The organism is Pedobacter ginsengisoli (assembly GCF_002736205.1).
Lineage (GTDB): Bacteria > Bacteroidota > Bacteroidia > Sphingobacteriales > Sphingobacteriaceae > Pedobacter > Pedobacter ginsengisoli_A.
In genome coordinates this window covers 2,805,026-2,820,588 of sequence record NZ_CP024091.1, presented here as the reverse complement: position 1 = coordinate 2,820,588, position 15,563 = coordinate 2,805,026, and the positions used below count along the sequence as shown (strand labels likewise).

Genomic DNA, 15,563 nt, shown 5'->3' with positions numbered 1-15,563 from the left:
AAATTGTTTACTTTAACAAAGTGACCTCAACTCTTCTGTTTTTTAAACGTCCTTCTTTAGTTTTGTTATCCGCAATTGGTTGCGTGTCACCTAATCCTGAAGTTTGAATCCTGTTTCCGTTAATGCCTAAACTAACCAGATAATTTTTAACAGATACTGCACGTTTTTCTGATAACCATTGATTGTATTTTGCAGTTCCTGTTTTATCAGAATGGCCTTCAATAAGAATTTGACGGTTCGGATCCTTTTGTTTTAAAACTTTGGCAACATCAGCAATACTCTTTTTTGAACCTTCATTTAAATACGAAGAGTTGGTAGGGAATAAAATCTCTGAACTAAATGTAAATTTAATTCCGGCATTTGTACGCTCTACCTGACTTTCAGGAAGATCTTTTTTAATGTTGTCAAGCTCCGTGTCGCCCGCTGGCTTCTCTATTGGAACAGGTGTTGTCTGAACGACTTTCTTTTTTGTTTTACACGAGAGTGTTACGCTAACTAAGAGGGCCAGAAATAAGATTGTTTTCTTTGTCATTTGTGTGGTTTGTATTTAATGTTTGTGTTAATTCAAAGCGGTTGTTTGCTATTTTAATTCATTAATAACTGTATCAATATAGCTAGTGGTGGCTTGGTCAGCTTGTTTTTGCTTTTTAAGTTCCAGCAGAAAGTTAGTTACATATTCATTGTAACCGTAACTTTTATATTTTAGCCCTATGGCCTTAACAAGCTCAACGCCTTTTTTTAAATCATTAATATCACTGGTTTTACCTAATATATGCACATAAGCAGGAATCAGCTCAATTTGCTCCTGAGCAGACATTCCAGTAAATTTCTCAGTAATAAAAGGCAGCTCTTTCTCTGTGCCAAATTTAGAATAAACAAATGCAATAGCTTGGGTAAGTGCAGCTTTGTTATCTTTCTCGAGCGTTCTTGCAACTGCCAAAGCCTCTTCAGGTTGTTGCAAAGCAAGGGCTATTAATGATGATCCCTGTACAGCATACGATTTACTTTCAAGTCCTTTCTTAAATAATGCCAAATCAGCAGCATCTTTGTTGCCTGCAATGATAGAGATTGCCTGTGCCTGCACAAGAGTATTTGGGTCTGAGTTGGCAAGCTTTTGAATTGCAGGCATTGCAGTTTTAAAAAGTTCTGAATCATCAGAAGAAATTGAATCAAGTGCCTGTATTCTTAATGAGTAATACTTATCGTTCAAGGCCGAAAGTAAAACTTTTGCACCTTCAGCATCTTTTTTACTTTTTCCGGCAGCTTCTATAGCTTCAAGCCTGTCCATAAACAAAGGGGCATGTGCATATTGAAAAGCAAACTCAGCTAATGATTTATGATCATCTTTTTCAGCTAATAAAACCTTATCTGCGTCAACATTTACAAGGTCCGGTTTGGTGGTGCTTGCAAATGTAAAAGTCTGTACAGCATCTTTAAATGTTACCTGATAGCGTTTTTTACTGCCACCCGCATACACATCTATAGCCATAGGTAGTATAAAAGGCTCACCTGCCTGCGTCTGTTTAAGTGTTACTTTTTGTGTTTTCGCACTTTCATCCCATGCATAATCTATGCTTATTTTTGGGTGGCCGGCATTAAAATACCATTGGTTAAAAAACCAGTTCATATCCTGTCCGCTGGCTTCCTCCATGGCTAAACGCAATTGATGGGCTTCACCATTTTTAAAGGCGTTTTGTTTCAGATAGATATTTAAACCTTTAAAGAAAACCTTATCTCCCAAATAATTACGCATCATGTTTAAAATGCGACCGCCTTTTTGGTAAGATACTGCATCAAAGACCTCTTCTTTATCAACATAATGAAAACGAACCAGGTTCTTTAAAGCCTCTTTTTTTGAACCTAAATACTGGCTCAAGTCTTCATAATTGTGTGCATCGGCGGCATCTTTTCCATACTTATGTTCTGCCCATAAATATTCGCTGTAATTGGCAAAAGATTCATTTACAGTTAAATTGCTCCAGCTTTCGGCAGTAACATAGTCGCCAAACCATTGATGAAACAATTCGTGAGCAATAGTGCTTTCTGCCTGTCCAAAATTTTCATCAAGCATTTCTCTTGGGGTGCGTTGTACGTAAGCACCGTGCAAGGTTGCAGTAGTGTTTTCCATAGCACCACTCACGTAATCACGAACTACAATCTGGCTATATTTATTCCATGGATAATCAATCCCAAGCGTTTTAGAATAGAAACCGATCATTTCAGGAGTAAGCCCGAAAATTTGTTTGGCATAAGGCGCGTATGTGGGTTCCAGATAGTAATTTACTTCTTTATTATTCCATTTATCACGATAAATTTTGAAATCGCCAACAGCCATCATAAATAGATACGGAGAATGTGGCAGATCCATTTTCCAGGTATCTGTGCGCGTTCCATTAGCATTTTTTAACTGGCTTACCAATTTTCCGTTCGATAAGGTTACGTATTTAGCAGGCGCGGTAATGCTGATCTCGGCCGTAGTTTTTTGATTTGGCTTATCTATCGTTGGAAACCATGCCGACGATGCTTCTGTTTCACCTTGCGTCCAGATCTGTACAGGTTTCCCTTTAACAGCACTGTCAGGATTAATAAAATAAAGCCCTTTAGCATCAGTTATGGCAGCACTGCCTTTTACTTTTAATTCATCAGGCTTTGCCGTATAATCAATAAAGATAGTGTAAGCCTCGCCCGGTAAAAATTTCTTTCCCAGTTGTATTTTTAGCTGTTCCTCATCGTAGGTGTATTTTAACGTTTGCAGGTTTTTGCCATTTATTAAGGCAATAGTTCTAATATCCATGCCTTTTGCATCAAGAGTAAGCGAATCTGTTGCGTAGGCATAAGGTTTTAACGTTAACCATTCTTTACCAATCAGATGGCGTTTCGAATAGTCGAACTTCACATCTAATTTAGTATGTACCAGCGCATTTATTTTTGTAGATGATGCATGGTATGGTGCATTTTTATTACTGTCGTCTGTTTTTTGTACTTGAGCCCAAACACCACCAGAAGTTAAAATTAATGCCAGTCCAACACAGGCCGATTTGCAAGATAAATTCTTCATTAAAGCTAATTAAAGCGCCCAAGTTACGTATTCGTCATAATAAAGAAAAGTAACAGTGTTGTGCGCGTATTTTTTGCTTATTTTTATAAATATAATTTCAGTATTAAATTTTAGGTAAAATAATTTTGGCTATGAAAAGAACATTTAAAAACAGCCTGTTAGCACTTGTCATTATGTTCCCTATTTTTGCACAGGCGCAAAAAACCGATACAAAACAAAAAATGGCAATAACTTATCCCGAAACGAAAAAAGAAAATATAAAGGACACTTATTTTGGAACCGTAGTAACCGATCCATACCGATGGTTGGAAGATGATAGGGCAGAAGATACTAAGGCATGGGTAAAGGCAGAGAATGCAGTAACCCAAAAGTATATGGCCCAAATTCCTTATAGAAAAACCATAAAAGAGCGGCTAACAAAACTGATGAATTACGAAAAGTATTCACAGCCATTTAAAGAGAGTGATTATACCTATTTCTATAAAAATACAGGATTGCAAAACCAAAGCGTACTTTATCGTCAAAAGGAGGGAGGTGAACCTGAAGTATTTCTTGATCCGAATACTTTTTCTAAAGATGCCACCACATCGTTGGCAGATGTAAGTTTTTCAAAAGACGGTAGTTTAGTTGCCTATCAATTGTCGGCAGGCGGATCAGACTGGACCTCCGTTGTGGTGATGCATGCTGCAGATAAGTCGATTATTGGCGATACCCTGATAGACGTAAAATTCTCTGGCATAGCATGGCAAGGCAATACAGGATTCTATTACAGTAGTTACGACAAACCTAAAGAGGGCAGTCAGCTCTCTGGTTTAACAGAACAGCACAAGTTGTTTTTTCATAAACTGGAAACGCCACAAAAAGAGGATCAGCTGGTGTTTGGGGGTGCAAAAACTCCGCGCAGGTATATTGGTGCAGGTTTAACAGAAGATGAACGTTATCTAATCATTTCGGCAGCAAACTCTACATCGGGCAATGAACTGTACATAAAAGACCTTTCTGATGCTAATTCTGCTATCATCCCGGTGGTTGATAATTTTGAACAAAACCATAGCATTATTGATAATATTGGCAGTAAGCTATACATCTATACAAATTTGAATGCACCAAACGGACGTATCGTTACAGTTGATGCTGCCGACCCAAAACCTGCCAATTGGAAAGACCTGATTAAAGAAACAGACAATGTACTTAGCCCATCAACCGGTGGGGGCAAGTTGTTTGCAAATTACATTAAGGATGCAGTTTCTATGGTATTGCAATATGATATGGATGGTAAACTGGAACATGAAATTAAGTTGCCGGGGATAGGCACAGCTGTTGGCTTTGGTAGTAAAAAGAAAGAGCTTGAGCTGTTTTATACCTTTACCTCTTATGTTTATCCTACCACTATCTTTAAATATTCGGTAACTACAGGTAAATCAGAGCTCTATAAAAAACCCGGTATCGATTTCGATCCTTCAAAATATGAGTCTAAGCAGGTGTTTTATACCTCTAAAGATGGTACAAAAGTGCCAATGATCATCACTTATAAAAAAGGAATAGCGCTAAATGGGAAGAATCCTACAGTTTTATATGGCTACGGAGGCTTTAATATCAGTTTAACTCCTGCTTTTAGTACTTCGATAGTTGTGTTATTGGAGCAGGGAGGCGTTTATGCAGTCCCTAATTTACGTGGTGGTGGCGAGTATGGCGAGAAATGGCACCTTGCCGGAACTAAACTGCAAAAGCAAAATGTATTTGACGATTTTATTGCAGCAGCAGAGTATTTGAATTCAAATAAATACACTTCTAAAGATTATCTGGCTATTATGGGTGGTTCAAATGGTGGTCTGCTTGTAGGGGCTACCATGGCACAAAGGCCAGAATTGTTTAAAGTGGCGTTTCCGGCTGTTGGGGTAATGGACATGCTGCGGTATCATAAATTTACTGCCGGAGCTGGCTGGAGCTATGACTATGGAACATCGGAAGATTCAAAAGAGATGTTTGAATATTTACATAAATATTCTCCGGTACATGCTTTAAAAGCTGGGGTAAAATATCCGGCTACGCTGGTTACTACTGCCGATCATGATGATAGGGTAGTACCTGCGCATTCATTTAAGTTTGCTGCAACATTACAAGCAATGCAGGGAGGTGATGCACCGGTGCTGATCAGTATACAGACCAACGCCGGGCACGGTGCCGGTAAACCGACAGATAAAGCTATTGAAGAAATTGCCGATAAGTGGGCCTTTTTATTCTACAATATGGGCTTGGGATATAAGTGATATAACCGGTCTATGTCCGGGTGAATAGAATTTAATGGACATAGAAACTGACCGGTTGAAGGCCTCGGAATAAAAAAGTAAAATATTTTTTTATGAATAAAGATTAGAGTCTTGTCAAAAGTTTTAGATGTATTTTGCTGGTTATCAGAAGGCTGAAATTTTGATGGCGAGTAAGTGATGCTGGGAGGATAGAGAAACGTTAAATATTTATTGAAAATAATTTGAAAAGGGTTTTGAGAATTGAAAACTATCTCTATCTTTGCAGTCCTAAAACAATCCTAACTGCGGAAGTGGCGTAATTGGTAGCCGCACCAGACTTAGGATCTGGCGCTTCACGGCGTGGGGGTTCGAGTCCCTTCTTCCGCACACAAAAGTTCCCCCGCAACACGGGGGAATTTTTATATAAAGACGGTTATAAAATATTGATTCAGAAAGATGAACATTACACAGGAAAAAATTAACGACTTAAATGCAGTTGTAAAAATTAAAATTGCACCTGAAGATTATACTGAAAAGGTTAATAAATCTATAAAAGAACAAGCTAAAAAAGCAAACCTTCCTGGGTTCCGTAAAGGAATGGTTCCTCCTGCCCATATTAAAAAAATGTATGGCAGAAGTATTCTTGTTGAAGAGATTAACAATCTGTTAAGCGAAACTTTAAGTAAGCACTTAACTGATAATAAAGTAGAAATTCTTGGTCAGCCTTTACCTGTGATGGATGATTCGAAAGAATTTAAATGGGATTATACAGACGAATTTGAATTTGATTATGAATTAGGATTGGCGCCAGCTGTTGATGTAAACCTTTCTTCTAAAGATAAATTTACTCAATATGTTGTTAAAGCTGACGATGAGACTTTAGCTGCGCGTATCAAAAACATCCGCAAAAGCTATGGCAAAATGACAAACCCTGAAGTTTCGGCAGAAGAAGACGTACTTTATGCCGAATTAGCACAGCTTTCTGCTGATGGTTCAGTTTTTGAAGGTGGCATTACTCAAACAGGATCTATTCGTTTAGATCAGGTTACTGATAAAAAGATTTTGAAATCTTTAGTTGGTTTGAAAAAGGACGATGTAGTTACACTTGACGTTCAAAAAGCTTTTGATAAAAATGAAGGTGTTATAGCCAAATTGTTAAACATAAGCGAAGAAGACGCTAAGGAATTACAATCTAAATTCCAGGTAACGGTTAAAAATGTAAACCGTTTAGAGGAAGCTGATTTAAACCAGGAGTTCTTTGATAAATTATTTGGTGCAGGTGAAGTAACTGATGAGGCTGGTTTTACTGCCAGAATTACAGAAGAAATCGAAAGTATGTTTAAGCAAGATGCAGATCGTAAATTACAAAACGATATGTATACTAAACTTACTGACAGCGTTAAAATTGATTTGCCAGATGAGTTTTTACGTAAATGGTTAAAAGCCACTAATGAAAAACTAACTGACGAAGAGTTAGCTGAAGGTTATGATGATTTCGCTAAAAACTTGAAATGGACTTTAATCGAAAATAAATTGATTAAAGACAACAACATCGAGATTAAATACGAAGATGTTTTCCAAACAGCAAAACAACGTTTAGACGCACAATTCAGAATGTACAGTCCAGCTCCGATGCCGGAAGATCAATTGGCTCAGTACACTGCTACTTTCTTGAAAGAGAAAGACAACGCTAACCGTATTTTTGATGAAGTAAAAGCGATTAAAGTTTTCGAACACATTCAATCAGTTGCTACTTTAGACCAAAAAGATATAGCTTATAATAAATTTATAGAATTAAAATAGGAAAGGCTGGTAACAGCAAATACACTTTAATTATATAGTATTACAAATAAGGCGGCTTTATTAAGGCCGCTTTATTTATATAAAAGATATTCAAATTTTACAATGCCACAATAAATTACCAATTTAGTTTATCTACTTTGGTAGTAATAAAAGAAGAAAAAAAGTAAGAACTTATGAAACCTCAGAAGGAAGCTTCATAGCAGATAAAATAAAATAGAAACTTTATGAAAATAGATAAAGACGAGTTTAGAAAATATGCAGTTAAACATCACCGTATTAACGGTTTAAATGTTGATCGTTTTATTGGAGCTACAAACAACTCTCCAAAAAGCATGACACCTTATATCATTGAAGAACGCCAGCTTAATGTAGCACAGATGGACGTTTTCTCTCGTTTGATGATGGATAGGATTATCTTTTTAGGTGATGCTATTTATGATGGAAATGCAAACATTATACAAGCCCAATTGTTGTTTTTACAATCAACAGATAACAATAGGGATATTCAGATCTATATCAATTCACCAGGTGGTTCAGTTTATGCCGGTTTAGGTATATACGATACCATGCAGTACATTAGTCCTGATGTAGCTACAATTTGTACCGGTATGGCAGCCTCGATGGGAGCGGTTCTATTGGTGGCAGGAGCTAAAGGAAAACGTGCTGCATTACCTCACTCACGTGTAATGATTCACCAGCCATCGGGTGGTGCTCAGGGTGTGGCTTCTGATATGGAGATTAACCTTAGGGAGATGCTAAAATTAAAAAAGGAACTGTACGATATCATTTCTATCCATTCAGGACAATCTTATGAGTGGGTTGAGAAAGCCTCAGACCGTGATTACTGGATGAAAGCTGAAGAAGCTAAAGGTTTTGGAATGATTGATGAGGTACTGGTTGCTAGTAGTAAGAAAGATTAAAAATGGCTAAACAAAATAAAGAATCGCGTTGCTCTTTTTGCGGCTCAGGTAAGCAGGATACTTTAATGCTTATTGAAGGGCTTGATGCATACATTTGTGATAAATGTGTGGCTCAGGCCAATCAGCTTCTGGTTCAGGAGTTGGGTACCAAAAAAAGTAAAGCTTTAGATCCTTCGATTACCTTATTAAAACCACAGGAAATTAAAGCGCATATTGATCAGTATGTTATTGGGCAGGATGATGCTAAAAAAGTACTTTCGGTGGCAGTGTATAACCACTATAAAAGGTTAAGCCAGAAGATTGATAAAGGCGACGAGATTGAGATTGAAAAATCTAACATCATGCTGGTAGGTGAAACCGGAACGGGTAAAACTTTACTGGCTAAAACCATTGCCAAAATATTACATGTGCCTTTTTGTATTTGTGATGCTACAGTACTTACTGAGGCTGGTTATGTTGGAGAGGATGTTGAAAGTATTTTAACACGTTTGTTGCAGGCTGCTGATTATGATGTAGCTTCGGCAGAACGAGGTATAGTTTATATTGATGAGGTTGATAAGGTTGCACGTAAAAGTGATAATCCATCGATCACAAGAGATGTATCTGGAGAGGGTGTTCAACAGGCATTATTGAAAATTTTAGAGGGTACTATAGTAAATGTTCCGCCACAGGGTGGTCGTAAGCACCCTGATCAGAAAATGATCCCTGTAAACACTAACAACATCTTGTTTATTTGCGGTGGTGCATTTGATGGTATTGAACGTAAAATAGCAAACAGGTTGCGTACACAAGCAGTAGGTTATAAGGTTAAAAAGGATGATGAAGAGCTTGACCTTAAAAACTTGTATAAGTACATTACGCCTCAGGATTTAAAATCTTTTGGATTAATACCGGAGCTTATTGGTCGTGTACCTGTTTTAACGCATCTTAACCCGTTAAATAAACAGGCATTGCGTAATATTTTAACTGAGCCTAAGAACTCGTTGTTGCGCCAGTATGTGAAACTGTTTGAGTACGAGAATGTAAAGCTTGTATTTGATGATGAGGTTTTAGATTTTATTGTTGATAAGGCGATGGAGTATAAACTAGGAGCAAGGGGCTTACGCTCTATTTGTGAAGCGATTATGCTTGATGCGATGTTTGAAGTGCCATCGGACGCGAGTGTCCAGGAATTGAACATTACGCTCGACTATGCCGTAGAGAAATTTGAAAAAGCCGACTTTAAAAAGTTAAAAGCTGCTTAGAAATTTAAATCCCCGGTTTTACCGGGGATTTTTTTTTAACTTGTTATTTGGGGTGAGGAGTAATGTCTCTCTTTCAGGATAACTAAGTTTAACAGAAATACACCTGAAAAAAAAGAATAATAAAGAAAGGATAAATATATGAACGAAGAAAAAGACGTAAAAAAAGATGAAGCGACAGTAGCAAAAGCTAAAAAAAGTAAAGAAGTTGAAACTCCGGTAAAAGATGGTTTAAAATCTAAATCGGAGATTGTTAAGAATTGGTTGCCACGTTATACCGGAAGGCCGCTGGAAGAGTTTGGACAGTATATACTGTTAACTAATTTTAGTAAATATGTGCAAATGTTTTCTGAATGGAATGGCAATGCACCTATTTTAGGATTAGACAAGCCAATGCAGAGCGTTACCGCCAATGGAATTACCATTATTAATTTTGGTATGGGAAGCCCGATGGCTGCTACTATGATGGATCTGCTTACTGCGATTTCGCCTAAAGCGGTACTGTTTTTAGGTAAATGTGGTGGGTTGAAAAAGAAAAACCAACTGGGTGATTTGATTTTGCCTATTGCAGCTATAAGAGGTGAGGGAACATCAAACGATTACTTACCGGCAGAAGTTCCTGCATTACCTGCATTTGCTTTACAGAAAGCAATATCAACAACAATAAGAGATCACTCCAGAGATTACTGGACAGGAACTTGTTATACTACTAACCGTAGGGTTTGGGAACATGATAAGAACTTTAAAAAATACTTAAAGGGTTTACGCGCCATGGCTGTGGATATGGAAACGGCAACCATTTTTACTACAGGATTTGCCAATAAAATACCTACCGGCGCTTTACTGTTGGTTTCTGACCAGCCGATGATACCTGAAGGGGTAAAAACTGCAGAAAGCGATAGCGGTGTAACCACAAATTATGTGGAAACCCATTTAAGAATAGGGGTAGACTCCCTTATGCAACTAATTAATAACGGGCTTACTGTTAAGCACCTTCATTTTTAGTCTTCATCAGCACTTTTGGGGGAATCGAATTCAATTAACGTTCCGCCAAAATGACTTACTTCAGCCCAGCTATCTGTAGGGAATTCTATTATTACAATTCCACAGGTAGGGATATTATAGATACTTGCATCACTTAAATAGTTTGCAAAATCTGTAAATCCCGGGTTGTGCCCAAACATGGCTACTCTGTTATATTTATTGTTAAACTTGTTTGCCACTTTTAAAAGTGTGTTTACATCAGCCTCGTAAATAGCAGTTTCCTCTTTGATCTGATCTGGAGATTTGTGCCATACCTGCGAGAAATGTCTGGCGGTAGTAATTGCTCTTAGTGCCGGGCTACTTACCAATAATTGCGGAACAAGGTCTTTTTGAAGTATCCTTGCCGCCATTTCTGGTGCGTTTCTATGCCCGCGTGGATTTAATGGCCTGTCGAAATCTGCAAGATGGGAGTTGCCCCAGTCTGATTTACCGTGTCTTACTAATAGCAATTGCTTCATATAAGCGTTATTATGAGTTTATAAAACTAACAATCTTATCAGTATGAATGTTTTTCATACATTTAAAATGTCCTAACGGACATTTTTCTAAACCAAATTTTGAACACGGCCTGCAGGAAAGATCTTCTCCAACAATTAGTGATTGCGATATTTTATAAGGATGAACACCAAGCAGGTCAGGTGTAGTTCCGCCCCAAATGGATGCCAGAGGTCTATCAAAAGCTTCTGAAATGTGGGTAAGTCCTGTATCAAAACCTATTACTTTATAGGCTTTGGAAATCAGGAAAACAGACTGATCTAGATTTGTTAATCCGCAGTTGCTGTATACATTATCGCTGGTGGCTTCCTTAATGATATCGGCATTGTCTTTTACATCATTGCCTCCTAATAAAACTACAGGCAGGTTTATTTTATTACATATTTCAATGATTTTATCGTTAGGCAACCTTTTGGTAAAATGAGTTGCTCCAATAACAAATGCTACGAACTTTTGCTGATGAGAGGCAGGTAAAAACTCTGATAATTGATATTCTTTAGAGATGTAATAATCTATTGGCTTATCATCGTTTTTAACGCCCAGGAACTTTACGGTTTCAAGATACCTGTCTACCAGATGTTTTCCGGAAATGAGCTTATTCCACTTAAATTTTAATGCAAGCCATTTGGCTATTCTATCTTTTTTATAAGTAGAAGAGGGCAGTCCGGTTTTGAATTTGATAATAGAAGTGCGCAGGTTGTTATGCAGGTCTATGATCAGGTCAAAGTTTTCGGCTTTAATATCCTTAATCGTGTCTGATAACTTTGGCTTAAGGGTATGAAGCTTAGTTAAATAAGGGTTGTTTTGATAGATGTATTTGAATGCGGGTTTGGTAAGGAAATGTATCTCGCAGTCTGGTAATTGTTGTTTAAGGCATCTTACTACCGGGGTAGTGTAAATAATATCGCCCATTGAGCTGAACCTTATTACAATAATTTTTTTAGGTGTTTTCAAATCAATAATTTCTTATTGTGAACCTTTTATTTTTTCTATGATACTTGTTGATGAATAGCCGGGCAAAAAGTTAAGTACCTTAACTTCGCCTCCGTTTGCAATTGTTTCTTTTGCACCCACAATATTATCAAGGTTGTAGTCTCCTCCTTTAACCAATACGTCTGGTTGAACGGCATTTATTAAATTAAGGGGTGTGTCTTCGCTAAAAAGCACAACTGCATCAACAAAAAACATGGATGCAATAAGCTGAGTGCGACTAAACTCATTATTTATTGGCCTGTTCTCGCCTTTAAGCTTACATACTGAGTTATCCGTATTTAAGCCAACAACAAGGATGTCGCCTAAATCAGCAGCTTCCCCAAGGTAGGTGATGTGGCCAGGGTGTATAATGTCAAAGCAGCCATTGGTAAATACAATCTTTTTCCCTTCGGCTTTCCAGATACGGGCTTTATCAATTAAAGTATCTTTAGATACTATTTTCTGTCCAAGAGTCTGTTTTGAATCTTTTGCCATAATTAATGTGATTGATCTACTGCAGTGCAAAGAATGTGTCCAATAAGGATATGCATTTCCTGTATTCTGGCAGTATTATCTTCGGGGATTACAATGTTTATATCGCAAAGTTCATTCATCTGACCGCCATCTCTGCCAGATAGGCCCAGCGTTTTGCAGCCAATTTCTTTAGCTGCTTTTAACGCGTTTATAATGTTTGCGCTATTGCCACTTGTAGATATTGCAATAAACAGATCTGAGGGGTTTGCCAGTGCGTGTAGCTGACGCTCAAATACGCTATGGTAACCGTAATCATTGCTTATTGCAGTTAATGCCGAGGTATCAACAGTAAGTGCAATTGCAGGTAATGCTTTACGTTCTTTAACAAACCTTCCGGTAAGCTCTGCTGCAATATGCTGTGCATCGGCAGCACTTCCTCCATTCCCGGCCAATAATACTTTATGGCCGGCTAAAAGCGTATCTGTAATTAACTTACAACTGCGCTCAATTTGAGGTACAAGCTTAGAAATGACTTTCTCAATGGTTAACTTATGATGATTTAGTTCGTCTAATACCATGAATGTTAATTGGTTTTTAAAGATGCAATGATTTCTTCAATGCTGGTTGTTGCACTGCCAATATGTTTAATTACAATTGAAGCCGCATAGTTGGCTATGGTTGCTGCTTCTTCAACACTAAAGCCTAATGATAGGCAATAGGCTAAGGTAGCTATTACGGTATCGCCTGCACCGGTTACATCGTATACTTCGGTTGCTGCAACAGGTATAATTTTATGATCTTCTTTAGTGATAATTGCAATTCCTGCCTCTGAAAGTGTTACAATCAGATAGGTAGCCCTGGTTGAATCAAGAATAATATGGGCTGCTTTTATCAGATCCTCATTGGAATTGATTTTTTCCGTTTTTGCAGCTTCTGCCAACTCCTTACGGTTTGGTTTAATAAGAAAGGCACCTTCATATTTACTATAATCCAGTCCTTTAGGGTCTACAAGGATTCTTTTTCCAAGTGATTGGCAATAACCTATAATTCTTAAGGATAGGGTTGGAGTTAGTAAGCCTTTATTATAATCTGAAAGGACTACAATGTCTGTTTTTTCTATATAGGGTGTAATGAAAGCAAAGAAAGATTCTTCCAGTTCAGCAGAGATATTATGGGTGTCCTCTTTGTCTATTCTAACAATTTGATGATTTCCGGCGATAACCCGTGTTTTTACGGTAGTTACCCTGCTGCTATCTTTTAAAATTAATTGATCGCCTATGCCTTTTGTTGTTAAAATATCTGCAACATCATTTGCAAATACATCATCTCCAACAATCCCTGCAAGGTGCACTTTAGCTCCAAGATCAATAAGGTTACTGGCTACGTTTGCTGCGCCACCAATAATTTTAGATTCTCTGTGTGCATTTAAAATTGGCACGGGTGCTTCTGGTGATAATCTGGTTGCCGACCCAAAGATGTAGTGGTCCAACATGAGATCGCCTATAACTAATATATCCGGACTAGGGTTATTGTGATGGGCATTATGTAGTTTTTCTGTTAGCATGCTCTATTTGGGTCAAAGGTAAGCATAATGGCTTTTATAATGATTAAATATTGTTAGTCCTGTTTTTAAAATGATCTGCTATTTCATTTACTGAGTAACTATTTAAGCATTGTTTGGCCTCCAGTCCGCCTTTTCTGCCAACCAGTACACCGTACTTCATATCATGGAAACCCTCTGTTCTATGGGCATCCGGATTTATAGATAATATAACACCTTTTTCAAGCGCATAGCGATGCCAACGCCAGTCGAGATCCAAACGCAATGGGTTTGCATTGATTTCTATAACTACATTGTTGGCAGCGCAGGCATCAATTACTTTGGCATAATCTATCGGATAACCTTTTCTGCTAAGCAATAACCTGCCGGTAGGGTGTCCTAAAATTGTGGTGTATGGGTTTTCTATTGCTTTTATTAATCTTGATGTAGCTTTTTCCTCATCCATCCTTAAAATGCTGTGTACAGATGCTACCACAAAGTCAAAAGTTTTAAGGATATCGTCGGTATAATCCAAAGAGCCATCAAAAAGGATATCACTTTCTATTCCTTTGAATATTTTAAATGGAGCAAGTTTAGTATTTAAAGCATCAATTTCCTGATGTTGTGCGTAAACCCGTTGCTCGTTAAGACCATTGGCATAGAATGCGGATTTTGAGTGATCGCAAATCCCAAGGTATTCTAATTGCAAATTGTCTTTGCAATAAAGAGCCATCTGTTCCAATGTATGTACACCATCACTCCAGGTAGAGTGGTTGTGCAAGCTACCTTTAAGATCCTGGTAGGTAATTAAATGAGGCAATTTGTTCGCCTTTGCCAATTCAATTTCATTTAAGCCCTCCCTAAGTTCAGGTTCAACAAAAGCTAAACCCGCTTTTTCATAAATAGCCTGCTCATCATTAAAAGGACCATTGCCGGCGAGTGCCAAAACATCATTTACATGCTTTTCATTGCCTGTTAATTTAAACCAATTGAGGTAAAAATCTTGCCTGGCCACTACATAAAGTTTTATTTTCAGGCCTGTTGGGCTTTGCGCTATAAGCGCATCATCGCCTTGTGCTTCAAATTGTAAAGGCTCAAATTCTGATATTCTTGTAACCAGTTCATCGATACTTTCAGTACCAATTACAAGTTCTATTTCTTCGATAATTTCCAAACATCTGCGGTACGCTCCGGCAACGCCTAAAAGCGGCTCACCATGAATATTTCTAAGCCAAACAGCAAGGTCTTCAAATAGTTTGTTTACAAATCCTTCTGCCTGGGCATATAGGAATTTACCATGAGCTGCCATTTGAAATTCAATAACCTTTTTGATCTCTTCCTGTGTTTTTAGTCCGAAACCTTTGGCTTCAATAAGCCTGTTTTCATTACAAGCGTAATACAGCTCGCCAATATTTTCTATGCCAAGGTCCTTCCAGATGATTGCTATTTTTTTTGGTCCAATGCCTTTAATGCCCAGCATTTCTACAATTCCTTCGGGGGTTTCGGCCAGTATTGCCTGAAGCTCAGCCATTGAACCTGTTTGTAATAACTCCCATACTTTTGCTGATATGCTTTTGCCAAGACCATCTATCAGGGCAATTTCCTCAAGTGTTTTATCCTTGATTGCATAGGGTAGTTTATCTACCTTAAATGCAGCATTAGCTACTGATTTTATTTTAAATGGGTTCTCGTTATGCAGTTCCATCAATTGAGACAGGAGACGGAGGGTATGGGCAATAGTTTTGTTTTCCATTGAGTTGTTTTTTA

General features: G+C 37.8%; 13 protein-coding genes and 1 tRNA gene. 6 read left to right on the top strand and 8 right to left on the bottom strand.

The genetic code is table 11. From position 1 onward, the window contains the following. Positions 1-7: 7 nt before the first annotated feature. Positions 8-532 carry an OmpA family protein gene (locus tag CPT03_RS11665; RefSeq protein WP_099439014.1) on the bottom strand — a complete coding sequence of 175 codons (525 nt, stop codon included), beginning with the start codon at positions 530-532 and terminating at the stop codon, positions 8-10. 48 nt (positions 533-580) lie between these two features. Continuing rightward, positions 581-3,058 carry a M1 family metallopeptidase gene (locus CPT03_RS11660; RefSeq protein ID WP_099439013.1) on the bottom strand — a complete coding sequence of 826 codons (2,478 nt, stop codon included), beginning with the start codon at positions 3,056-3,058 and terminating at the stop codon, positions 581-583. A gap of 131 nt (positions 3,059-3,189) precedes the next feature. Here CPT03_RS11660 and CPT03_RS11655 point away from each other — a divergent pair, with 131 nt between their 5' ends. From CPT03_RS11655 to CPT03_RS11630, 6 genes are all read left to right on the top strand, one after another. Further along, entirely contained in the window at positions 3,190-5,328 is a 2,139-nt protein-coding gene (locus CPT03_RS11655; protein ID WP_099439012.1) for a prolyl oligopeptidase family serine peptidase, read from the top strand. A gap of 284 nt (positions 5,329-5,612) precedes the next feature. Beyond that, positions 5,613-5,694 (top strand) — tRNA-Leu (locus tag CPT03_RS11650). Positions 5,695-5,763: 69 nt separating this feature from the next. Further along, positions 5,764-7,110: a trigger factor gene (gene tig / locus CPT03_RS11645; protein ID WP_099439011.1), complete on the top strand. Its 1,347-nt coding sequence runs from the start codon at positions 5,764-5,766 to the stop codon at positions 7,108-7,110. Between the two features lie 224 nt (positions 7,111-7,334). Next, positions 7,335-8,030 (top strand): ATP-dependent Clp endopeptidase proteolytic subunit ClpP, encoded by a 696-nt coding sequence (gene clpP / locus CPT03_RS11640; protein ID WP_099439010.1) that lies wholly within the window; start codon positions 7,335-7,337, stop codon positions 8,028-8,030. Positions 8,031-8,032: 2 nt separating this feature from the next. Then, the gene (gene clpX, locus CPT03_RS11635) at positions 8,033-9,274 is read left to right on the top strand and encodes an ATP-dependent Clp protease ATP-binding subunit ClpX (RefSeq protein ID WP_099439009.1); all 1,242 of its coding nucleotides are present in this window, start codon (positions 8,033-8,035) and stop codon (positions 9,272-9,274) included. Between the two features lie 138 nt (positions 9,275-9,412). After that, complete coding sequence (locus CPT03_RS11630) at positions 9,413-10,276, top strand: AMP nucleosidase (RefSeq protein WP_099439008.1); 864 nt, start codon at positions 9,413-9,415, stop codon at positions 10,274-10,276. Here the strand turns inward: CPT03_RS11630 and CPT03_RS11625 are convergent. From CPT03_RS11625 to CPT03_RS11600, 6 genes are read right to left on the bottom strand one after another with little or no spacing between them, the layout of a single operon-like run. Then, a complete protein-coding gene (locus CPT03_RS11625) occupies positions 10,273-10,773 on the bottom strand; it encodes a SixA phosphatase family protein (protein WP_099439007.1) in 501 nt (166 codons plus the stop codon). The two genes, CPT03_RS11630 and CPT03_RS11625, sit on opposite strands and share 4 nt — an antisense overlap. A gap of 10 nt (positions 10,774-10,783) precedes the next feature. After that, on the bottom strand, positions 10,784-11,764 hold the full coding sequence (locus CPT03_RS11620; RefSeq protein WP_245869815.1) for a glycosyltransferase family 9 protein: 981 nt from the start codon (positions 11,762-11,764) through the stop codon (positions 10,784-10,786). A gap of 12 nt (positions 11,765-11,776) precedes the next feature. After that, entirely contained in the window at positions 11,777-12,277 is a 501-nt protein-coding gene (gene rfaE2, locus CPT03_RS11615; RefSeq protein WP_099439005.1) for a D-glycero-beta-D-manno-heptose 1-phosphate adenylyltransferase, read from the bottom strand. Between the two features lie 2 nt (positions 12,278-12,279). Then, positions 12,280-12,834 carry a D-sedoheptulose 7-phosphate isomerase gene (gmhA, locus tag CPT03_RS11610; protein WP_099439004.1) on the bottom strand — a complete coding sequence of 185 codons (555 nt, stop codon included), beginning with the start codon at positions 12,832-12,834 and terminating at the stop codon, positions 12,280-12,282. A gap of 5 nt (positions 12,835-12,839) precedes the next feature. Continuing rightward, positions 12,840-13,820 (bottom strand): D-glycero-beta-D-manno-heptose-7-phosphate kinase, encoded by a 981-nt coding sequence (gene rfaE1, locus CPT03_RS11605; protein WP_099439003.1) that lies wholly within the window; start codon positions 13,818-13,820, stop codon positions 12,840-12,842. A gap of 43 nt (positions 13,821-13,863) precedes the next feature. After that, positions 13,864-15,549 carry a DNA polymerase/3'-5' exonuclease PolX gene (locus CPT03_RS11600; RefSeq protein ID WP_099439002.1) on the bottom strand — a complete coding sequence of 562 codons (1,686 nt, stop codon included), beginning with the start codon at positions 15,547-15,549 and terminating at the stop codon, positions 13,864-13,866. Between the last annotated feature and the right edge of the window lie 14 nt (positions 15,550-15,563).